Annotated in this window: 20 protein-coding genes and 1 tRNA gene; 13 read left to right on the top strand and 8 right to left on the bottom strand. The window is 65.4% G+C overall.

Annotation, left to right across the window (positions count from 1 at the left end):
* Positions 1–18: 18 nt before the first annotated feature.
* The gene (locus tag SH584_RS10885; protein ID WP_324807034.1) at positions 19–1248 is read right to left on the bottom strand and encodes a sulfotransferase family protein; all 1230 of its coding nucleotides are present in this window, start codon (positions 1246–1248) and stop codon (positions 19–21) included.
* Between the two features lie 24 nt (positions 1249–1272).
* Positions 1273–2334 carry a bifunctional transcriptional activator/DNA repair enzyme AdaA gene (locus SH584_RS10880; RefSeq protein WP_324807033.1) on the bottom strand — a complete coding sequence of 354 codons (1062 nt, stop codon included), beginning with the start codon at positions 2332–2334 and terminating at the stop codon, positions 1273–1275.
* 14 nt (positions 2335–2348) lie between these two features.
* On the opposite strand from SH584_RS10880, the gene SH584_RS10875 reads away from it, so the two are divergent.
* The 8 genes from SH584_RS10875 to SH584_RS10840 all read left to right on the top strand — a co-directional run bounded on the left by SH584_RS10875 (position 2349) and on the right by SH584_RS10840 (position 10452).
* Entirely contained in the window at positions 2349–2849 is a 501-nt protein-coding gene (locus SH584_RS10875; RefSeq protein ID WP_324807032.1) for a GNAT family N-acetyltransferase, read from the top strand.
* Between the two features lie 130 nt (positions 2850–2979).
* Positions 2980–3534 (top strand): F0F1 ATP synthase subunit delta, encoded by a 555-nt coding sequence (locus tag SH584_RS10870; protein ID WP_324807030.1) that lies wholly within the window; start codon positions 2980–2982, stop codon positions 3532–3534.
* A gap of 3 nt (positions 3535–3537) precedes the next feature.
* On the top strand, positions 3538–5067 hold the full coding sequence (atpA, locus tag SH584_RS10865; protein WP_324807028.1) for a F0F1 ATP synthase subunit alpha: 1530 nt from the start codon (positions 3538–3540) through the stop codon (positions 5065–5067).
* Positions 5068–5086: 19 nt separating this feature from the next.
* The gene (locus tag SH584_RS10860) at positions 5087–5971 is read left to right on the top strand and encodes a F0F1 ATP synthase subunit gamma (RefSeq protein ID WP_324807026.1); all 885 of its coding nucleotides are present in this window, start codon (positions 5087–5089) and stop codon (positions 5969–5971) included.
* 27 nt (positions 5972–5998) lie between these two features.
* Positions 5999–7495: a F0F1 ATP synthase subunit beta gene (gene atpD / locus SH584_RS10855; protein ID WP_324807024.1), complete on the top strand. Its 1497-nt coding sequence runs from the start codon at positions 5999–6001 to the stop codon at positions 7493–7495.
* Between the two features lie 121 nt (positions 7496–7616).
* Entirely contained in the window at positions 7617–7874 is a 258-nt protein-coding gene (locus tag SH584_RS10850; protein ID WP_324807022.1) for an ATP synthase F1 subunit epsilon, read from the top strand.
* Between the two features lie 188 nt (positions 7875–8062).
* Positions 8063–9565, top strand: a complete 1503-nt coding sequence (locus SH584_RS10845) for a TadA family conjugal transfer-associated ATPase (RefSeq protein WP_322841083.1) — start codon at positions 8063–8065, stop codon at positions 9563–9565.
* Between the two features lie 74 nt (positions 9566–9639).
* The gene (locus tag SH584_RS10840) at positions 9640–10452 is read left to right on the top strand and encodes a class I SAM-dependent methyltransferase (RefSeq protein ID WP_324807018.1); all 813 of its coding nucleotides are present in this window, start codon (positions 9640–9642) and stop codon (positions 10450–10452) included.
* 5 nt (positions 10453–10457) lie between these two features.
* Here SH584_RS10840 and SH584_RS10835 read toward each other — a convergent pair whose 3' ends face one another.
* From SH584_RS10835 to cpdR, 3 genes are all read right to left on the bottom strand, one after another.
* On the bottom strand, positions 10458–10748 hold the full coding sequence (locus tag SH584_RS10835; protein WP_324807016.1) for a hypothetical protein: 291 nt from the start codon (positions 10746–10748) through the stop codon (positions 10458–10460).
* A 169-nt stretch (positions 10749–10917) separates the two neighbouring features.
* Positions 10918–10992 (bottom strand) — tRNA-Val (locus SH584_RS10830).
* 60 nt (positions 10993–11052) lie between these two features.
* On the bottom strand, positions 11053–11430 hold the full coding sequence (gene cpdR, locus SH584_RS10825) for a cell cycle two-component system response regulator CpdR (RefSeq protein ID WP_322841138.1): 378 nt from the start codon (positions 11428–11430) through the stop codon (positions 11053–11055).
* A 103-nt stretch (positions 11431–11533) separates the two neighbouring features.
* Here cpdR and SH584_RS10820 point away from each other — a divergent pair, with 103 nt between their 5' ends.
* Positions 11534–12370, top strand: coding sequence for an N-formylglutamate amidohydrolase (locus SH584_RS10820; protein WP_324807014.1), 837 nt, complete (start codon positions 11534–11536; stop codon positions 12368–12370).
* A gap of 181 nt (positions 12371–12551) precedes the next feature.
* On the opposite strand, the gene SH584_RS10815 is transcribed toward SH584_RS10820, so the two are convergent.
* Positions 12552–13340 (bottom strand): SapC family protein, encoded by a 789-nt coding sequence (locus SH584_RS10815; RefSeq protein ID WP_324807012.1) that lies wholly within the window; start codon positions 13338–13340, stop codon positions 12552–12554.
* 191 nt (positions 13341–13531) lie between these two features.
* On the opposite strand from SH584_RS10815, the gene SH584_RS10810 reads away from it, so the two are divergent.
* From SH584_RS10810 to SH584_RS10800, 3 genes are read left to right on the top strand one after another with little or no spacing between them, the layout of a single operon-like run.
* Complete coding sequence (locus tag SH584_RS10810; protein WP_324807010.1) at positions 13532–13957, top strand: hypothetical protein; 426 nt, start codon at positions 13532–13534, stop codon at positions 13955–13957.
* 45 nt (positions 13958–14002) lie between these two features.
* A complete protein-coding gene (locus SH584_RS10805) occupies positions 14003–15613 on the top strand; it encodes an alpha-amylase family glycosyl hydrolase (protein ID WP_324807008.1) in 1611 nt (536 codons plus the stop codon).
* The gene (locus SH584_RS10800; RefSeq protein WP_324807006.1) at positions 15610–16626 is read left to right on the top strand and encodes a glycosyltransferase family 4 protein; all 1017 of its coding nucleotides are present in this window, start codon (positions 15610–15612) and stop codon (positions 16624–16626) included. The genes SH584_RS10805 and SH584_RS10800 overlap by 4 nt, the downstream gene beginning before the upstream one ends.
* Here the strand turns inward: SH584_RS10800 and SH584_RS10795 are convergent.
* The gene (locus SH584_RS10795; RefSeq protein WP_324807004.1) at positions 16623–18407 is read right to left on the bottom strand and encodes an ABC-F family ATP-binding cassette domain-containing protein; all 1785 of its coding nucleotides are present in this window, start codon (positions 18405–18407) and stop codon (positions 16623–16625) included. The genes SH584_RS10800 and SH584_RS10795 overlap by 4 nt on opposite strands.
* Positions 18408–18544: 137 nt before the next feature.
* On the opposite strand from SH584_RS10795, the gene SH584_RS10790 reads away from it, so the two are divergent.
* Entirely contained in the window at positions 18545–18895 is a 351-nt protein-coding gene (locus tag SH584_RS10790; protein WP_324807002.1) for a hypothetical protein, read from the top strand.
* 2 nt (positions 18896–18897) lie between these two features.
* Here the strand turns inward: SH584_RS10790 and SH584_RS10785 are convergent, their stop codons facing one another.
* Positions 18898–19956, bottom strand: a complete 1059-nt coding sequence (locus SH584_RS10785; protein WP_324807000.1) for a hypothetical protein — start codon at positions 19954–19956, stop codon at positions 18898–18900.
* Positions 19957–20117: the final 161 nt, after the last annotated feature.

The following is a 20117-nucleotide window of genomic DNA, read 5'->3' as shown; positions in this document are numbered from 1 at the left end:
GCGATCAAACGGCGCGGCTCAAGTCAGCTCTGGCGAAACCTGCCGCGGCGTGAAGGCCGAGGTGATCGAGGCGCGGTCGAGACCAAAGTCTTCAAGCGAGTAGCGATGCCCCAAATGCTCCGTCGAACGAGCGACGAAAGCTTCCATTCGCCGCTCGACGTCGGCGCTCAGCGAGCGATTGAAGGTCCGATAGATCGAGCGGATCGCCTGTCGCCAGTCACGAGAGACATCGTCGAAATGCAGGTCGACACGCTTCGCCACGTCGCAGGTCCTCAGCGCCGCCGAAAGACGGTCTTCGCGAAGGCGGGTCTTGCGTAGCACTTCATTGCCGATGTCGTGACGGGTGACTGCGTCCGACTGAACTCGCGCATGATGCCAGATCAGGCTCGCCCCCGACGCGACCACGTCAGCGGCCGGGCGGCACAGGTTGACGATCCGCGCGTCAGGGAAAGCCGCGATCAAGGCACCCAGCTCCTGGCTGAACTGCGGCGCCTTGAGCAGCCACGGGCGCGTTGGATCGTCGCCGCGCGCCCAGCCGGTCAGGCGAAGCAGGTCGGCAAACTCGCGATAGATTGGCGCGGGGTCGGCCCGTTCGACATGATCGACGAAGGACGGGACGCGCCACTGTCCCTCGAACATCGGGCCCCAGAAGGAATAGGCATGAAGCCCGAATTCTTCCTCGACCGCGTCAGCGGAGCTGGGATGGATCGCCGACAGGCCGGGTTCGAACAGGCGAAACGCCAGGCTTACCGCTGCAGCGGCTGGACGCCGCCGATCCACGCCCAGCACTTTTTGCGGATAAGGGACGGGATCGAACTGTTCGAACAAGCGGTTGGTTGCGAAGTGCGGATCACAGGCAAGCAGGCGATGGATGCGCGTCGTCCCCGATCGCATCTGGCCGACGATGATCACGGGCGGTGCAAGCGGCCGGTTTCGGATTTCGGGGTTGAGTGCAAACCAGCGCTCGGCGCGAATCCGCGCCGCCACCAGCTTCACCAACTGGGCATACGCGATCGTCCGGCCGAGCGAGTTGAGCGCCGCTTCCTCGTTGATCGAGCGGCACAGGATCGACAACCGGTCGCGCCAGCATCCTTCGGTGGGCTCGCGTCCCTCGCGTCGAACGGCTGCCGCGACGATCGCGTCGGGATCGATCTCGGGCCGTGAGGACAGGCCAATGCCCCACATCCGCTCCAGTCCGCGCGAGGCAAAGCGCGGCCAGGCCGAGGCAGGTTGCGGACGATCCCTCATTGTCCGACGCTATCGCCGATCGGCCTAGAGGTCGAGTGTTGGCTGGTTAAGCCGCACGCCCTCGCCAGCCAGCAACTTGCGCTTCCGGTCGAGACCACCCGCATAACCGCCGAGCGAACCGTCCGATCGAATTACCCGATGGCACGGGACGAGGATCGCGACCGGATTGGCGCCGTTCGCGGTTCCCACCGCGCGGACTGCGCCGGGCTGTCCGACCGCGGCGGCGATGTCGGCATAACTTCGAGTCTCGCCCACCGGAATCTTGCGAAGCTCCCGCCATACCGCTTCCTGGAACGCCGTCCCGCGGACGTCGATCGGCAGGTCGGGCATGGCGGATGGCGTTTCGACCGCCGTCAGCACCCCCGAAATCAGCGAGGCCATCTCCGCATCGGCTGGCGCGATCGTGGCGTTCGGAAAGCGCAGGCGAAGCGCGGTCTCGTCTTCTTCGAAGGACAAGCGGCAAATCCCCGTCCTCGTCGCCGCCACCAGCATCGGCCCCAGCGGCGTGTCGAGCGTGGCAAAGCGTATAGTCTCGCCACGACCGCCATCCCGCCACGCGGACGGAGTCATGCCCAGCCGCTCCTTGGCGTCGGCGTAAAAGCGGCTCGGCGCGGCATATCCGGAATCGTAGATCGCGTCGGTCACGGGCTTGTCCTCCGAAAGATGATGTTGCGCCCGGCGGGCCCGGAGCGCTCGCCAGTAGGCGGCGGGTGAGACCCCCATGTCGCGGGTGAAGAGCCGCTGGAAATGATGCGGCGCGTAACCCACGCTCGCCGCGAGGTCGGCGAGGCGCGGCGCTTCCTCGGCCGCCTCGAGCGTACGGACGGCGCTCGCCACCGCCTCGCGGTCCCTCCCCACCTCGTCGGGCCGGCAGCGGAGACAGGCGCGATAGCCGGCGGCGCGCGCCTCATCCGGCGCAGTGAAAAATTCGACATGCTCGCGTTTGGGGTGGCGCGCGGGGCAGCTCGGCTTGCAATAGATGCCGGTCGTCCGGACCGCGCCGACGAACTGGCCGTCGAGAGCGCGGTCCCGCGCTTCGAAGGCTGTCCAGCAGTGGTTGGGGTCAAGGGCGACGGGCTTGGTCATGGAGCAGGTATAGGATGGACGAACCGGGCATGCATCCCGTGGCTTGCGGTCAAAACTGGTCGTTTCACGAAGGCGAACTGGACCGCGACGACGTGGCGGCGCTGCTGGCGCTTCACTTCACCGAGATGCGCGGCGGATCGCCGCCCAGCGCCTGCCACGTGCTCGACCTCGATTCGCTGCGGTCGCCCACGATCCGCTTCTTCAGCCTGCGGGAAGAGCGGCGATTGCTCGGGGTCGGCGCGCTTCGGTCGATCGAGCCGGGCCACGGCGAAATCAAGTCGATGCGGACCGCCGCCGATGCCCTGGGCCGCGGCGTGGGCTCGGCGATGCTTGCCCACCTCGTCGCCACCGCGAAGGAGATGGGGATGGCGCGCCTCAGCCTCGAAACCGGCAACTCTCCCTTGTTCGACGCGGCCAACCGGCTCTACCTGCGGGACGGGTTCGCGGTTTGCGGACCCTTCGCCGATTATCGGCCGACCGACTTCACGACCTTTTACACGCGCCGACTGGACTAGGCGCCAACGACTCGCCTTGCATCGCTGCGTACCTCTTGCTAGGGGCGCGCCAACCCATGGGGGCGCGCGGTTTTCCGCTGTGCCCCGCTAATCGCATGGTGCAAATTTCTTTGTCTGGAGCTGACAGCGCGTGGAGACATCCGGCGGCATTCAAGCCAGCTTAGCGGGACGCTACGCGACCGCTCTGTTCGGCCTCGCCCGTGACGAGCAGAAGATCGACGCGGTCACCCGCAGCCTCGATTCGATCGAGGAAGCGACCCGCGAATCGGCCGACTTCCGCGCGCTGACGACCAGCCCGCTGGTCAGTCGCGGCGACGCCTCGAAGGCGGTCCGCGCGCTTGTTCCGTCGCTTCAGCTGGACCCGGTCACCGCCAACTTCCTTGGCGTGCTGGCCGACAATGGTCGCTTGAGCGAACTCAAGAACGTGATTCGCGCCTTCCGCACGCTGGCCTCGGGCCATCGCGGCGAGACGACCGCCGAAGTCACCTCGGCCCACCCGCTCGACGATCGCCAGATCGCGGAGCTCATGGCCAATCTGAAGGCCCGTGTCGGTCGCGACGTCGCGATCGATGCCAAGGTCGATCCCGCCATTTTGGGAGGCATCGTCGTCCGGCTTGGAAGCCAGATGATCGATGCATCCATCCGTACCAAACTCAACACCCTCGCGCATGCGATGAAAGGCTGATTCATGGATATCCGCGCCGCTGAAATTTCCCGCGTCATTCGCGACCAGATCGCGAACTTCGACGCCGACGCGCAGGTTTCCGAAGTCGGCAGCGTGCTGTCGGTCGGTGACGGCATCGCCCGCATCCACGGCCTCGACAATGTCCAGGCCGGTGAGATGGTCGAATTCGCCAATGGCGTGAAGGGCATGGCGCTCAACCTCGAAGCCGACAACGTCGGCGTCGTCATCTTCGGGTCGGACACCGGCATCACCGAGGGTTCGACCGCCAAGCGTACCGGCACCATCGTCGACGTTCCCGTCGGCAAGGGCCTGCTCGGCCGCGTCGTCGACGCGCTCGGCAACCCGATCGACGGCAAGGGCCCGATCGTCGCCGAGAAGCGCAGCCGCGTCGAAGTGAAGGCGCCGGGCATCATCCCGCGCAAGTCGGTGCACGAACCGGTGCAGACCGGCCTCAAGGCGCTCGACGCGCTCGTTCCCGTCGGCCGTGGCCAGCGCGAGCTGATCATCGGCGATCGTCAGACCGGCAAGACCGCCGTCGCGCTCGACACCTTCATCAATCAGAAGGCGGCCAACGCGGGCGATGACGAGAGCCAGAAGCTCTACTGCATCTACGTCGCGATCGGGCAGAAGCGCTCGACCGTCGCCCAGATCGTCCGCGCGCTCGAAGAAAATGGCGCGATGGAATATTCGATCGTCGTCGCCGCGACCGCGTCGGAGCCGGCTCCGCTGCAGTTTCTCGCGCCCTACACCGGTTGCGCGATGGGCGAATATTTCCGCGACAACGGCATGCACGCCGTCATCGTCTATGACGATCTGTCGAAGCAGGCCGTCGCCTATCGCCAGATGTCGCTGCTGCTGCGCCGTCCGCCGGGCCGCGAAGCCTATCCGGGCGACGTCTTCTATCTTCACTCACGCCTCCTCGAGCGCGCGGCGAAGATGAACGACGACAATGGCAATGGCTCGCTGACCGCGCTGCCGATCATCGAGACGCAGGCAGGCGACGTGTCGGCCTACATTCCGACCAACGTGATCTCGATCACCGACGGCCAGATCTTCCTCGAGACCGACCTGTTCTACCAGGGCATCCGTCCGGCCATCAACGTCGGCCTGTCGGTCAGCCGCGTCGGCTCCGCTGCGCAGACCAAGGCGATGAAGAAGGTCGCCGGCTCGATCAAGCTGGAGCTGGCGCAGTATCGCGAAATGGCTGCCTTCGCGCAGTTCGGTTCGGACCTCGACGCCTCGACGCAGAAGCTTCTCGCTCGCGGCGCCCGCCTGACCGAGCTGCTCAAGCAGGCGCAATATGCGCCGATGCCGATCGAAGAGCAGGTCGCGTCGATCTACGCCGGTACGCAGGGCTTCGTGGACGCCGTCGAGACCAAGGACGTCACCCGCTACGAGCAGGCGATGTTGTCCTACCTTCGGTCGGATCACGCCGACGTCCTCAAGTCGATCCGTGACACCAAGGCACTCGACGACGACACCGCTGCCAAGCTGAAGGACGCGCTGACCGCCTTCGGCAAGCAGTTCGCGTAAGAAGGAACGGTAGCGCCCGATGGCCAGCCTCAAGGCACTGAAGCTTCGCATCGGCTCGGTGAAGTCGACGCAGAAGATCACCAAGGCGATGAAGATGGTCGCTGCGGCGAAGCTTCGTCGCGCGCAGTCGAACGCCGAAGCGGGTCGCCCCTACGCGACCCGTTTGTCGGACGTCGTCTCCTCGCTGGCCAGCCGGGTCACCGTCGGTCCGCAGTCGCCGAAGCTGATCGCGGGCACCGGCAAGGACGAAACCCACCTGATCGTGCTCGCCACCGGCGATCGCGGCCTCGCGGGCGCCTTCAATACCAACATCGTCCGCGCCGCGCGCCGCAAGGCGCAGGAGCTTGAAGCGCAGGGCAAGAAGGTCCTGTTCTACATCGTCGGTCGCAAGGGTCGCCCGGTGATCGCGCGCTCTTATCCCAAGAGCATCGTTGCCGATCACGACACCAGCGGAATGAAGGCGCCAGGCTACGCCGACGCGCAGGCGATCGCCAAGGACATCAGCGACCGCTTCATCGGCGGTCAGTTCGACGTCGCGCACCTCGCGTACAGCGAATTCAAGTCGGTGCTGGTGCAAGAGCCCAAGGTCGACCAGATCATTCCGGTCGTCCCGTCTAAGGTTGCCGAGACCAAGGGCAACGTCGCCTCGGCCGCGATCGAGTATGAGCCCGACGAGGAAGCGATCCTCGCCGAGCTTCTGCCTAAGAACGTCGCGATCCAGATCTACCGCGCGCTGCTCGAGAATGCCGCCGGCTTCTACGGCAGCCAGATGACCGCGATGGACAATGCCACGCGGAACGCCGGCGACATGATCAACAAGCTGTCGATCAAGTACAACCGCCAGCGCCAGGCAGCGATCACCACCGAACTCGTCGAAATCATTTCGGGCGCCGAAGCGCTCTAACCCGCACGCAAGCTGAGGAAACCGACCATGGCCACCGCCGCCCCCGCCAAGCCCAAGGCCACCACGGCCGACACCACCCCGACCACGAGCGGCAACCTCGTCGGCTCGGTCGCGCAGGTCATCGGCGCCGTCGTCGACGTCGCGTTCGAGGGCGAGCTTCCGCCGATCCTCGCCGCGCTGGAAACCGACAACAACGGCAACCGCCTGGTCCTCGAAGTCGCCCAGCATCTTGGCGAAAACATCGTCCGCACCATCGCGATGGATGCGACCGAGGGCCTGACCCGCGGCCAGCGCGTCACCGCGACCGGTAGCCAGATTCGCGTTCCCGTTGGCCCTAAGACGCTCGGCCGCATCATGAACGTCATCGGTGAGCCGATCGACGAGCGTGGCCCCATCGGCAGCGACATGACCGCCAACATCCACGCCGAGGCCCCGGCCTTCGTCGACCAGTCGACCGAAGCGTCGATCCTGGTCACCGGCATTAAGGTCATCGATCTCCTCGCGCCCTACGCCAAGGGCGGTAAAATCGGCCTGTTCGGCGGCGCCGGTGTCGGCAAGACCGTGCTCATTCAGGAACTGATCAACAATATCGCCAAGGGCCACGGCGGCGTGTCGGTGTTCGCCGGCGTCGGTGAGCGCACCCGCGAAGGCAACGATCTCTACCACGAATTCCTCGACGCGGGCGTGATCGCCAAGGACGCCGACGGCAACCCGACCCCCGAAGGGTCGAAGGTCGCGCTGGTGTTCGGCCAGATGAACGAGCCGCCGGGAGCGCGCGCCCGCGTCGCCCTGTCAGGCCTGACGCAGGCGGAATATTTCCGCGACCAGGAAGGCCAGGACGTCCTGTTCTTCGTCGACAACATTTTCCGCTTCACGCAGGCGGGCTCGGAAGTGTCGGCGCTGCTCGGCCGTATCCCGTCGGCGGTGGGCTATCAGCCGACCCTGTCGACCGACATGGGCCAGCTTCAGGAGCGCATCACCTCGACCAACAAGGGCTCGATCACCTCGGTGCAGGCGATTTACGTGCCCGCCGACGATCTCACCGATCCGGCCCCGGCCGCGTCGTTCGCCCACTTGGACGCCACCACGACGCTGAGCCGCGCGATTTCGGAGCTGGGCATCTACCCGGCGGTCGATCCGCTCGACTCGGTCAGCCGCGTGCTCACCGCCGCGGTCGTCGGCCAGGAGCATTACGACGTCGCCCGCCGCGTCCAGGAGACGCTGCAGAAGTACAAGTCTCTTCAGGACATCATCGCGATCCTCGGCATGGACGAGCTGTCGGAAGAAGATAAGCTGGTCGTGAGCCGCGCTCGCAAGATCCAGCGCTTCCTGTCGCAGCCGTTCCACGTCGCCGAAGTGTTCACCGGCATTCCGGGCAAGTTCGTCCAGGTTGAAGACACCGTCGCTTCGTTCAAGGCGGTTGTCGAAGGCCAGTATGATCACCTGCCGGAAAGCGCCTTCTACATGGTTGGCGGCATCGAAGAAGCGGTCGCCAAGGCCGAAAAGATGGCCAACGAGGCGTAATCGGCTTCCCCTCTCGCTCGCGGGAGGGGGCCCGACGGGGGCCTGTCTGGGCGCGCTCCCGTCGATCGACGAACAAGCCCTTCCCCTGCCCCTCCCGTCCGCGGGAGGGGGGAGTTAGAATATGGCCGACCTTCACTTCGAACTCGTCACTCCGGAAAAGCTGGTCCGTTCGGACGACGTCCACATGGTGGTCGTTCCCGGCGTCGAAGGCGATTTCGGCGTCATGGCCGGGCACGCGCCCTTCATGACCACGCTGAAGGACGGCGAGTTGAAGGTCTACAAGACCGCCGGCGGATCGTTCGACACGATCGCCGTGTCGGGCGGTTTCGCCGAGGTCGGCGACAACGGCCTGACCATCCTCGCCGAGAGCGCTGCTTAGCCCTTCGGCTCTCCCACGCCGCGATCGCGCGGTGGCATCAGATACATATCCATCGGTCCGCCGTCGCTCATGCGATCGCGGGCCCGCTTTCGATTCATCCACGCTGAGTGCCCAAGTTAGTCTTTTCTAAAAGTTTGCCGATTATTCACCATGCCAATTGTCCGCATAACCACCGGGGACCACTGGTCATGAACGCATTCGGGAAACGCAATGGCTTGAGCGGCGCTGGGCAGCGGCCCAGCTTCGGTGTCGCTCGTCCGATGAAGGGCGGCGCCAGTGGCGGCGATCAATTCCCAGAGGTCGAGCCCGAAGCGCTTCCGCCGAGCGATGAGCCCGCCCCCGCGTTCGCCTCGTCGGCGGGTGCGATGGATCGCCTCAACACGCGCCAGAACGGCAGCGGCGAGGCCGCGTCGTCGAAGACCGAAGGGTTCGAGGCCGCCGTCCACCGGATCAAAGAACAGGTGCTCCCGCGCCTGCTTGAACGCGTCGACCCGGAAGCCGCGGCCACGCTCAACAAGGACGAACTGGCCGAGGAATTCCGTCCGATCATCGGCGAAGTGCTTGCCGAGCTGAAGATCACGCTCAACCGCCGCGAGCAGTTCGCGCTGGAAAAGGTGCTGGTCGACGAACTGCTCGGCCTCGGACCGCTCGAGGAACTGCTCGCCGATCCGTCGATCAGCGACATCATGGTCAACGGCCCCGACCAGACCTTCATCGAAAAGAAAGGCAAGCTTCAGCTCGCCCAGATCCAGTTCCGCGACGAAGAGCATCTGTTCCAGATCGCGCAACGCATCGTCAACAAGGTCGGCCGCCGCGTCGACCAGACCACGCCGCTGGCCGACGCCCGCCTTCAGGACGGCAGCCGCGTCAACGTCATCATCCCGCCGCTGTCGCTTCGCGGCACCGCCATCTCGATTCGTAAATTCTCCGAAAAGCCGATCACGCTCGACATGATGCGCGGCTTCGGGTCGATGTCGGAAAAAATGGCGACCTGCCTTAAGATCGCTGGCGCCAGCCGGATGAACATCGTCATCTCGGGCGGTACCGGCTCGGGCAAGACCACCATGCTCAACGCCCTGTCGAAGATGATCGACCCGGGCGAACGCGTCATCACCATTGAGGACGCGGCCGAACTTCGCCTGCAGCAGCCGCACTGGCTCCCGCTCGAAACGCGCCCGCCGAACCTTGAAGGCCAGGGTGCGATCACCATTCGCGACCTCGTCATCAACGCGCTTCGTATGCGCCCCGATCGCATCATCCTGGGCGAAATTCGTGGCCAAGAGTGTTTCGATCTCCTGGCGGCGATGAACACCGGCCACGATGGCTCAATGGCTACGCTCCACTCCAACAGCCCGCGTGAATGCCTGGCCCGTATGGAGAACATGGTCATGATGGGCGACATCAAGATTCCGAAGGAAGCCATCAGCCGCCAGATCGCGGATTCGGTCGATCTCATCGTCCAGGTGAAGCGTCTCCGCGACGGTTCGCGCCGCACCACCAACATTACCGAGGTCATCGGGATGGAAGGCGAAGTCATCGTCACGCAGGAACTGTTCAAGTTCGAATATCTCGACGAGACCGCAGATGGAAAAATCGTCGGCGAATATCGCGCGATGGGCCTGCGCCCCTACAGCCTTGAGAAGGCGAAGCAATATGGCTTCGACCAGCCGTATCTCGAGGCTTGCCTCTAAAACTGCCATGCGAATGGCGGTTGCCTAGCGCCGCCATTCGCGTTCATCCTCATGGCCTCCCATTCGGAAGGACCATGATGCGCACCCGCTTCTCCCTCGCCCTCGCCTGCACCCTGTCGCTTGCCGCCTGCGCCTCGACGCCCGCTCCCAGCGCGGACAACCTTGTGTCGCTTCGCGCTGCCGCCGCAGCGCCGACGCGAACCCCGGCCAACCTTGCCCGCGACGCCTACCGCCATCCGGTCGAAACGCTGGCCTTCTTCGGCGTCCGGCCGAGCGACACCGTCGTCGAGATCTGGCCCGGTGGCGGCTGGTACACCGAAATTCTCGCCCCCTATCTCGCCCAGGGCGGCGGCACCTACATTGCAGCGGCGCCCGACCGCAGCCTGACCGGCGTGCGCAAGCTCATCGCCGCGCAACCCGCCGTCTATGGCGGCGTCCGCACCGCGAACTTCCCGATCCTCGCCGCCGGCGGGACACCGGTTACGCCGGGAAGCGCCGACGTCGTGCTGACCTTCCGTAACGTCCACAACTGGATGATGGGCAAAGAGCCGTTCGACCAAGCCGCTTTCCAGCAGATGTATGCGATGCTGAAGCCCGGCGGCACGCTCGGCGTCGTCGAACACCGCCTCCCCGAAACCGCAGACGACGCGCGCCAGATGAAGAGCGGATACGTCAAGACCTCGACCGTGCGCCGCCTTGCCGAAGGCGCCGGCTTCCGCCTCGTCGCATCGACCGAGCTCAACGCAAACCCGCGCGATACCGCCGATCATCCTGAGGGCGTGTGGACCCTGCCCCCGACTTACCGCCTCGGCGACAAGGATCGCGCTCGCTACGCCGCGATCGGCGAAAGCGATCGAATGACACTGCGCTTCGTCAAGCCGCGCTGAGGGCTTTAGAAAAGCACTCCGCAGCCCAGCGCAGCCTTTCCGACGGCGACCGCGACGGTGGGATCCTCGATCTCGCCGGCGACGCGCACGAGGTCACCGGTCGTCAATGCGGCTGGGTTCGTATCGCCCTGTCGATAGGCAGCGGCGGCGCGGCCAAGCTGCTGCAACTGCCCGATCGACAGGTCCGCCTGCAATCGTCCCCCGACACAGTCAGCCCGCGCGGCGTCCAGGCCGTAACGCTGAAGGCTGGTCGAGATGCGCGCGGAAGGCGCCGCGCAGGCCGACAACACCAGCATGCTCGACACGCAAAGAACTAGATTTCTCAAGATCCGGCCCCCCACTGACCCGCCGCACCGCATCGGTGAGACAAGCGGGACAACCGACGGCAAGGGGCGACGTTCCTCAGATCCGCGGACGCGCCAAGAGACTATGCGGTCATCTCGGTGGAGCGTGAAAGGGAGAATATGGTGGGCGTGGCAAGGATTGAACTTGCGACCCCTGCGATGTCAACACAGTGCTCTACCACTGAGCTACACGCCCACTCTGATGCGGGCCTTTAAGGGGGGTTTCGCATGGCCGCAAGGCCTTAAAGCACTTCGCCTACAGGCGTCCGTGCTGGTCCTCGGTCTGGAACAGGCGATCGACCTCGGCGACGAGGTCCTTCAGGTGGAACGGCTTCGACAGAAGCTTCGCTTCCGGCGCCGCGCGGCCGCCCTGGAGCGCCACGGCGGCAAAGCCGGTGATGAACATCACCCGGATCGCGGGATCGATCGTACTGGCCTTCTGGGCGAGCTCGATCCCGTCCATTTCCGGCATGACGATGTCGGTCAGCAGCAGGTCGTACTTGCCGGCTTCGAGCAGCGGCACGGCCTCGGTGCCGCAGCCGACTGCCTCCACCTCATATCCGACGCGCTGCAACGCGCGCTGGAGATATTCGCGCATCGAGCTATCGTCTTCGGCAAGGAGAATTCGGATCATGATGTCGACTCTATGCGCGTAACCGTAAATATTTTCCAGCGCTTAGGATGAGGATCTTGCCGCAACGTCCACGAATGGCACGGGCAGCGATCCGGACCTTGCCATGACAATTTATCCACCGCCGCTCCTCCATCCCGTGCGTCGAAGTAGTCCGGTGCTGCTATCGGTACCTCACGCCGGGCGTGAATATGACGCGAAACTGCTGGCGAACGCCGCGCGCGGTCGCCGATCGCTCGAGACGCTTGAGGATCCGCTGGTCGATCGGCTCGCCTGGCGCGCGATCGCGGCGGGGTTCGGGGCCGTGATCCAGCAGGTGCCGCGTGCGGTAATCGACTGCAATCGCGGCGAAGAGGAACTCGACCCTGGCGCGATCGAAGGGATCGGGTCGCAAGCGATCGGAGCGCGGGCGCGCGCCGGAATTGGCTTGATCCCCGCCCGCACGCGCCGCGATGGGGCACTGTGGCGTCGTCGAATCGATCGGGAGGAACTCGAGCGGCGGATCGCTGGCGTGCATCTCCCTTACCACCGGGCGATTGAAGCCGGTCTGGACCGCTTGGTCATCGACCATGGCTCGGCGCTGCTTCTCGACTGTCATTCGATGCCGCCATCGAGCGGCGTAGCAGACGTCGTCATCGGCGATCGGCACGGGACAACTGCGGCGGGCTGGGTGCGCGACCAAGTCGCGTTCTCCGCGCGCGACCTGGGCTTTCGCGTCGCCTACAACGCCCCCTACGCTGGCGGAGCAATCGCCGCCCGCCACGGCCGACCCGCCGAGAGCATCCACGCGATCCAGCTGGAAATCAGCCGTGCGCTATACCTGCAGGCCGATGGCCGCCAACCCTCATCCGGTTTCGATCGGGTATCGCGGCTGATCGAGCGCGTGGCGACCGATGCGTCACTGGCCTTGCAGGACATGCCGTACGCGCAGGCCGCCGAATAAAAAACGGCCACCCCGGTTATGCCGGGATGGCCGAAGGTACAGGGAGGAACGCACCTTGCGGTGCGTGCTACGCCGAGTCTTGCTGAAGGGGGGCACAGACAAGAACGGCGCGGCAGACCTCCGAGATGGGGATCGGCCGCGCCGTTTCAATGACGAGGCTGAACGCCTCGTCGAATAAAGATCACGCTTCGGCGGGAGCCCGCTGCGGGATGTTGGCCGGACCGGTGCCCTGCTGCACCTGGCGCGCGAAAATCTCGCGGATCACCGACAGCGAGAAGAGGTGCGCCATGATCAGCGGAAGGCCGCCGTTCTGGTTGAGCTTGCGAAGCTCGTCGCCGCGAAGTTCACGGAACTTCTCTTCGTCGATCATCTGAAAACCGCGATAGATGGCGGGCTGTTCGACGCCTTCGGGCTGGATGGCGACTTCGCCTTCCATCAACAGCTTGGAGCCCATCAATTCGGTCATGAACGCTTGGGTGCGCTGCCCGGCCTGCTCGAACTGCTCACAGAACTGCAGGATCGCCTTGGTCGCGTCGGTCGGCTCGTCGCCGTTAAACAGCGCTTCGCCCTCCTCGAATTCGCCCACCGCATCGGCGGTCGGATCGAAGCACAGCGACAGTTCGTCACTGTCTTCCTGCAGGCGCGCGAGCACGAACGGGAAGCGGCGCAGATAGGCTGGCACGTAGACGGTGTTGTCGACCAGCGTGCCATCGGCCTTGAAAAAGGTGTTGGTGCCTTCGTGCAGGCCCATCAGCGCCAAAGGAACCGGATTGTCGCCCGCCGAGAAGACGATCGGGTAGTGACGCTGCGCCAGCGCGAACTCGTCGACCGTGATCGGGATGGCATGCGTGTGCGCCACGCGTTCGATGCCGTTGACGCTACGCACCCGGAACGCCCCATGGACGTTGCGATTGAGCGGCTGCAGGTCGTTATACAACAGGGGCAAGGTGCTCGGCGCTTGGCTCGCCATGGGAAGGTTCTCCAGGTTGATGAGGGGCGGCAAGGTGATCGGGCCGCCGACCGCGCCTACGAAATAGCGCCCCGCATCTAAAGAGCGTCGCTAGGGAGCGCAAGCCTTCTGCGGGCCTTCGCGATCGCCTTCAATTCATCGCCCATTCAAGGCTTGCCGCTAGCAGTGGGCCGCGCAATGGTTGCACCTGCATGATCCTTTTCGCCCTGACGGGGCTGTTCCCCGCATTGTTCGGCCTGTCGATCGAGGCCACCGACCCGCAGGTGGTCCGCCGGATCGTCATCCGCGACGAGATCATCGTGCGCGTGCCCGTCCGGCCGCGGCTAAACCCCCGGATCGAGTGGAAAGAGCACAAGGGGCCGAAGTGCATCGCGATCGACCGCCTCGCCGGATCGGTCCTGTCGGGCCCCTCATCGATCGATTTCGTCTTTCGCGACCGCAGCCGGGTGCGCGCCGAGCTTGACGACGAGTGCCCCGCGATCGACTTTTACGGCGGCTTTTACCTTCAGCCCGAAGACCACCGCATCTGCGCCGACCGAGAGGTCATTCGATCGCGAGTCGGCGCGTCGTGCGAAATCGATCGCTTTCGCCGGCTGACCCCCAGGCCCCGGCGCTAGGCGGCGATCCGGAACTTGCTTGCTTCGGCGGGGGTTCGATCAGGCATGCCCGCCCCACTCCCCGACCCGCTCGATCTGCCTGCCGACAGGCCGTGGTGGGAATCGGGCGTCATCTATCAAATCTATCCGCGTTCGTTTCAGGACAGCGATGGCGACGGGATTGGCGATCTGAAGGGGATCGAGCAGCGGCTGGACCATGTCGCTTCGCTAGGCGTCGATGCCATTTGGCTGTCGCCGATTTTCCCCTCGCCGATGGCCGACTTTGGTTACGACGTGGCCGATTATGTCGGTGTCGAGCCGATGTTCGGGACGATCGAGGATTTCGATCGGCTTCGGGAAGCGGTCCACGCGCGCGGCCTGAAGCTGTTGCTCGATTTCGTGCCCAACCACAGCAGCGACCGCCACCCCTGGTTCGTCGAGAGCCGGTCGTCCAAGCAAAGCGCCAAGCGCGACTGGTACATCTGGGCGCCGCCCGCTGCCGACGGTGGCCCGCCCAACAATTGGATCAGCGACTTCGGCGGTTCGTCGTGGGAGTGGGACGAGGGATCGGGCGAATATTATCTTCATGCCTTTTTGGAGGAGCAGCCCGACCTCAACTGGCGCAACCCGGACGTCCGCGACGCGATGTTCGACGCGATGCGCTTCTGGTTCGATCGCGGGGTCGACGGCTTTCGGATCGACGTGCTGTGGCACATCGTGAAGGCTGAGGGTTTCCCCGACAATCCGGCCAACCCCGACTGGCACGAGGGGCTGGGCCAGCGCGACCTGCTGCTTCAGCGCCACTCGACCGACCAGCCCGAAGCCCATGCCATCGCCGCCGACATGCGCCGCCTTGCCGACGAGTATGGCGATCGGTTGCTGGTCGGCGAAATCTTCCTTCCCAACGATCGCCTGTGCGTCTGGTACGGCACGCCGCAGTCCCCAGAGGTCCACCTTCCGTTCAACTTCGCGCTGATCGAAAATCCGTGGGACGCGGAGACGGTCGGCAGGCTGATTACCGATTATGAAGCTGCCCTTCCCCGGGGCGGCTGGCCCAACTGGGTGTTCGGCAGTCACGACGCCGCGCGCATCGCGGCGCGGATCGGCGAGCCGCAGGCGCGGGTTGCGGCAATGCTGCTGCTGACGTTGCGCGGGACCCCGACGCTTTATCAGGGCGACGAGCTCGGCATTGGCGAAGTGACGATCGCGCCCGATAAGGTGCGCGATCCGCGCGAACTTCGCGAACCCGGCCTTGGCCTCGGTCGCGACCGCTCGCGGACGCCGATGCCGTGGAGCGGCGACGAACCCAATGCAGGGTTCAGCAGCGGCGATCCGTGGCTCCCGCTCAACGACGACTGGTCGACGCGAAACGTCGAAACGCAAGCTGCGGACAAGTCGTCGATGCTCTGGCTCTACCACGACCTGCTGGCCCTCAGGCGAGCGCATCGCGCACTATCGCTTGGAGACTGGCAACTGGTGGATTGCGAGGGCGACCTGCTGGTCTACGACAGGCATCACGCGGACCGCCACCTGCGGATCGCGCTCAACTTCGGCGGGCAGCCGCAGTCGTTCGATGCCGTCGGCACAGTCCTGCTCTCCACCCTCGGCGCCGATGCAGCGCCCGGCACCCTGCGCCCCAATGAAGGAATGATCATCGACATGGCCTCTTCCGAATGACGCTTCGCGTGGCGATGATCTCGTCGATTTCCTGGCGCACCCCGCCGCGCGCCTATGGGCCGTGGGAACTCGTCACCAGCCTGCTGACCGAGGCATTGGTGAAGCGCGGCGTCGATGTCACCCTGTTCGCGACGCTCGACTCGATCACGGCGGCCAAGCTCGATGGCAAGGCGCCGCATGGCTATTCCGAAGGCGAAGGCCTCGACGCCAAGGTGTGGGAGACGTTGCACTTCGCCCATGCGTTCGAGCGCGCGGCCGACTTCGACGTCATCCACAACCAGGCCGATTTCCCGCCGCTTGGCTTTTCTCGGCTTGTCGACACGCCGATGGTCACTACCATCCACGGCTTCGGCTCCGATCGCATTCTCCCGGTTTATGAGGAATATGACGACCGCGTCGCCTATGTCTCGATCAGCGATACCGACCGCGCGGCATCGCTGACTTATGCCGCGACGATCCACCACGGCATTCCGCTCGACGACTTTCCGTTCGATTCCGACGGCAGCGACGATCTGCTCTTCTTCGGCCGGATCCACCCCGACAAGGGCGCGGGCGAAGCGATCCGCGCCGCCAAGGCCGCAGACCGATGCCTGATCCTCTACGGCCTGGTGCAGGACGAAGGCTATCACCAGCGTGAAGTCGAGCCGTTCGTCGACGGCGAAGGCGTCGACTATCGCGGGGTGGTCGGCGGGCAGGAACGCCTCGACGCCCTCGGGAAAGCGCGCGGCCTCCTCCACCTGATTGGCTTCGACGAGCCCTTCGGGCTGTCGGTGATCGAGGCGATGGCGTGCGGCACCCCGGTCATCGCCTACAATCGCGGATCGATGCCCGAACTGATCGAGCATGGCGTTACCGGCTTCCTCGTCGACACGCTCGACGAAGCTGTCGCCGCGATCGATCGCCTGGGCGAAATCGATCGTCGAGCCTGCCGTGATGCCGTTGCGCGGCGCTTCAGCGTCGAGCGAATGGCCGACGACTATCTCGCCCTTTACCAGCGGATGGTCGGCGCCTAGCGGCCCAGCTGCTCGGCCATTTCGGCGACTTCCAGCCAGCGCAGTTCGGCCGCGTCGCGCTCTTCGCGCAGCTGGTCGATCTTCGCGCTCAGCGCCGCGAACCGCTTATTGTCCTTCATGAACAGGTCGGGATCGGCGATCGCGGCCTCGGCCGCGGCAATCTCGCCCTCGATCCGCTCGACTTCGCCCGGCAGGCGGTCAAGATCGCGCTGGTCCTTGAACGACAACTTCTTCGCCGGTGCCGGCCGGGCCGCTTCCTCGACCCGCTTCGGCTTGGCCTTTTCGCGCGCCGCGCTGCGCTCGCCGCGCTGACGAACCCAGTCCTCATATCCGCCCGCGACGATATCGACCTTGCCCGACCCGTCGAGGCCGAGCGTCACCGTCACCGTCTTGTCGAGAAAGTCGCGATCATGGCTGACGATCAGCACCGTGCCGTCATAGTCGGCGATCACTTCCTGAAGAAGGTCGAGCGTTTCGAGGTCGAGGTCGTTGGTCGGCTCGTCGAGCACAAGCAGGTTCGACGCCCGCGCGAATTCGCGGGCCAGCAGCAACCGCGACCGCTCTCCGCCCGACAGCGTCCCGATCGGCGCCTCGGTCAGCGACGGATCGAACAGATATTCCTTCAGATAGCCCTTGATGTGCTTCTTCGTGCCCCGGACGTCGATCCAGTCGCCGCCTTCGGCCAATACGTCGCGGACCTTGCGTTGCGGCTCCATCAGTTTGCGCTGCTGGTCGATGACGATTCCCGACAGCGTCTTCGCCTGAACGATCTTGCCCGCGTCGGGCTTGAGTTCGCCGGTCAGCAGCTTGAGCAGCGTCGTCTTGCCCGCGCCGTTCGCGCCGACCAGTCCGATCCGGTCGCCGCGCTGGATCCGCAGCGAAAAGTCCTTGATGATCGGGCGCTCGCCGAAGCTCTTCGCCACGCCTTCCGCGTCGATCACCGTCTTGGTCTTAACCTCGTCGCGAGCAAGCCCGAGCTTGGCCGCGCCCGGCGGCCCAAGCATCGATGCCCGTTGCGCGCGCATCTCGTGCAGCTTGGCGAGGCGACCCTGGTTGCGCCGCCGCCGCGCGGTCACGCCCCGCTGCAGCCAGTGCAATTCCAGCTTGAGCTTGGCGTCCAGCTTGTCGGCCGCGCGCTCTTCTTCTTCATACACGCGCTCGGTCCACGCATCGAAGCCGCCGAAGCCGATCTCGGCGCGGCGCACGCCGCCGCGGTCGAGCCACAGGCAACTCTTGGTCAGCCGCGACAGGAAGGTGCGGTCGTGGCTGATCGCGATGAACGCGCCCTTGAAGCGGGTCAGCCAGTCTTCCAGCCAGTCGATCGCGCCAAGGTCGAGGTGGTTGGTCGGCTCGTCGAGCAGCAACACATCGGGATCCTGCGCCAGCGCGCGCGCGATCGCCGCGCGCCGCCGCTCTCCGCCGCTTGCGGTCGCGACGTCGCGGCTGAGGTCGATCCCGATCTGGTCCGCGATCGCCGCCGCCTCGTGCGCCTGCGGAGCGCCCTCGCCCGACAGCACCCAATCCTCAAGCGTCGCATGCGCGCTCATGTCCGGGTCCTGCTCCAACAGCACGACGCGCGTACCCGGCACGATCTTGCGAAGCCCCTCGTCGGTGTCGATCCGCCCGGCCAGGCACTTCAGCAGTGTCGTCTTGCCCGCGCCATTGCGTCCGATCAGCGCCAGCCGGTCGCGCGGCCCGACATGGATGTCGAGATGGCGAAACAGCCAGCCTTCGCCTTGAACGAGGCCCAGATCTTCGAACGACAGGATAGGGGGTGCCATGGCGCGCGCCCTAGCGTAGCATCGGCGTCACGAACACCCTTTGCCGCCCCGGCGCGCGATGCTGAACTGCCGACGACCGGCACATTCATAAGTCGTTCAATGGATTGGCTTTAGGACGGGCATCGAAAGTGAGATTGATGACCAAGTCGCGTACCCTTCTGATCGCCCTATGCGCTGCCGCGATGGCCTCGCCGTCGTTCGCCATGTCGCCTGCCTTCGTCTTGCCCACGATGGGCGCGTCGGCGGAAATGGCGCAGGGCCAGCGCGTCCGCGACCAGGATCGCGCCTTCCGCGCGACTCGCGAAGGCCGCTCGATGCCGCTTCCGCAGATCGAGCGCCGGGTGATGCCGCACATGAACGGCGCCGATTACCTCGGTCCCGAATTCCGCGGCCGCAACTATCGGCTGAAATTCATGGATCAGGGTCGCGTCATCTGGGTCGACGTCGATGCCGCCACCGGTCGCATCATCGGCAAGTCCGACAAATAAGGTCAGGCGACGGCTGGAGTGGCTGTCGCCCACTGGCGGAAATCGTCCGACAACAGCTGCACGGATGGCTTCAGGCCCATCCGGCGCCCGTCCTGCGCCAACCACTCGTCCATCGTTTGCCCCTTCGACAGCGACGCCGCGATCGACTGGAACACCGCCGGATTTCTCGTCCTGGCGACCAGATAGTCCGCGAACATCCGCGACTGCAGGTAGAAGACGATCGCGCCGCGCGACGCCGCTCGCGCCTCGTCGCCGGTCAGGACATTGACCCCGCCGGTTGGAACAACCCCCTGCGCGCGCAGGATTTCTTGCACGCTCTTCATCGGATGGTCGGCCTTCAGGAAGCCCGAGAGGTCGAGGATCTTGTCGCGGGTGACGCCGAGCAAGGCGCTGGCCTCCGCATCGCCGCCGACGATCTTGCGGAACGAGGCACGGCGCTGGTTCGCCATCACCTCGTCTTCCATCAGGATTCCGGCGGTCTCGTCGAGCCAGTCGGGGCCCGCGCCGCCATAGTGGCTTGGTCGGTCACCTGCGGTGGTCGGGAAATACTGCTCGATCAGCCACAGGTGGCCAAGCTCGTGCGGCACCGCGCCCGCCTCGCGCGCATGACGCACCGCGACACTGTTCTTTTCGCGCCACTGCGCGGTCGCGCTCGCGGTCACCGACGCGATCGTCGCGGCATCCAATCCCGCGGCTTTCGCCTGCGTTTCGGCCGCGCGAGTGACCGAGGCGATCGCCCCGGCCTCGAATTGCTCCGCGGTGGGGAACGGCAGCGTCTGCCGAAAACCCGCCGCCTTCAGCGCATCGAGCGCGGGCCGTTCGAACCCTTGCGCAATCGCGTAGCGCGGCGGTGCCATCCCGAAGTGAGCGGCAAAACGCCGCTCGCCTTGCCTGGCAAGGGCGGCCAGCCGCTTCGCTTCCGCCGGTTCGCGGGCGAGCACGATGCCGTTGGGGACGACTTCGCACGCCGGCGCGGAAAGCTGCTTCGCGATCGCCGCGCATTCCGCGTCGGCCGCCGGCGCTCCTGCAAGCACCGCAATCATCGCCACCATGGTCAACATTATACGCCCCCTACTCGCGCTCGATCGCCTTCTGCGATGCATCGCTGCGCAGAAAAGCGCTGTTCGTCGCTGAATCGAAAATGAACGGCGCAGCCGCGATTGACTTTGCCTCCGCCGTCCCCAGCTTCGTTGCGGACAAGCAACCGTTCAGCTTCGAACGT

Origin of the sequence: Sphingomonas sp. LY29 (assembly GCF_035593985.1) — a bacterium.
Classification (GTDB): Bacteria; Pseudomonadota; Alphaproteobacteria; order Sphingomonadales; family Sphingomonadaceae; genus Sphingomicrobium.
The sequence above is the reverse complement of the archived record's forward strand: the minus strand, read 5'-3'. Positions and strand labels throughout refer to the sequence as shown.

Excerpts from the sequence above, each read along its gene's own strand:
- SH584_RS10815 (WP_324807012.1), bottom strand. The coding sequence starts at position 13,340 with ATGGCGAGCCAAGCGCCGAGCACCTTGCCCCTGTTGTATAACGACCTG.
- SH584_RS10835 (WP_324807016.1), bottom strand. The coding sequence starts at position 10,748 with ATGCTGGTGTTGTCGGCCTGCGCGGCGCCTTCCGCGCGCATCTCGACC.
- SH584_RS10785 (WP_324807000.1), bottom strand. The coding sequence starts at position 19,956 with ATGTTGACCATGGTGGCGATGATTGCGGTGCTTGCAGGAGCGCCGGCG.
- atpD (WP_324807024.1), top strand. The coding sequence starts at position 5,999 with ATGGCCACCGCCGCCCCCGCCAAGCCCAAGGCCACCACGGCCGACACC.
- SH584_RS10795 (WP_324807004.1), bottom strand. The coding sequence starts at position 18,407 with ATGGCACCCCCTATCCTGTCGTTCGAAGATCTGGGCCTCGTTCAAGGC.
- SH584_RS10875 (WP_324807032.1), top strand. The coding sequence starts at position 2,349 with ATGGACGAACCGGGCATGCATCCCGTGGCTTGCGGTCAAAACTGGTCG.
- atpA (WP_324807028.1), top strand. The coding sequence starts at position 3,538 with ATGGATATCCGCGCCGCTGAAATTTCCCGCGTCATTCGCGACCAGATC.
- cpdR (WP_322841138.1), bottom strand. The coding sequence starts at position 11,430 with ATGATCCGAATTCTCCTTGCCGAAGACGATAGCTCGATGCGCGAATAT.
- SH584_RS10805 (WP_324807008.1), top strand. The coding sequence starts at position 14,003 with ATGCCCGCCCCACTCCCCGACCCGCTCGATCTGCCTGCCGACAGGCCG.
- SH584_RS10860 (WP_324807026.1), top strand. The coding sequence starts at position 5,087 with ATGGCCAGCCTCAAGGCACTGAAGCTTCGCATCGGCTCGGTGAAGTCG.
- SH584_RS10845 (WP_322841083.1), top strand. The coding sequence starts at position 8,063 with ATGAACGCATTCGGGAAACGCAATGGCTTGAGCGGCGCTGGGCAGCGG.
- SH584_RS10800 (WP_324807006.1), top strand. The coding sequence starts at position 15,610 with ATGACGCTTCGCGTGGCGATGATCTCGTCGATTTCCTGGCGCACCCCG.
- SH584_RS10880 (WP_324807033.1), bottom strand. The coding sequence starts at position 2,334 with ATGACCAAGCCCGTCGCCCTTGACCCCAACCACTGCTGGACAGCCTTC.
- SH584_RS10885 (WP_324807034.1), bottom strand. The coding sequence starts at position 1,248 with ATGAGGGATCGTCCGCAACCTGCCTCGGCCTGGCCGCGCTTTGCCTCG.
- SH584_RS10810 (WP_324807010.1), top strand. The coding sequence starts at position 13,532 with ATGATCCTTTTCGCCCTGACGGGGCTGTTCCCCGCATTGTTCGGCCTG.
- SH584_RS10790 (WP_324807002.1), top strand. The coding sequence starts at position 18,545 with ATGACCAAGTCGCGTACCCTTCTGATCGCCCTATGCGCTGCCGCGATG.
- SH584_RS10820 (WP_324807014.1), top strand. The coding sequence starts at position 11,534 with ATGACAATTTATCCACCGCCGCTCCTCCATCCCGTGCGTCGAAGTAGT.
- SH584_RS10850 (WP_324807022.1), top strand. The coding sequence starts at position 7,617 with ATGGCCGACCTTCACTTCGAACTCGTCACTCCGGAAAAGCTGGTCCGT.
- SH584_RS10840 (WP_324807018.1), top strand. The coding sequence starts at position 9,640 with ATGATGCGCACCCGCTTCTCCCTCGCCCTCGCCTGCACCCTGTCGCTT.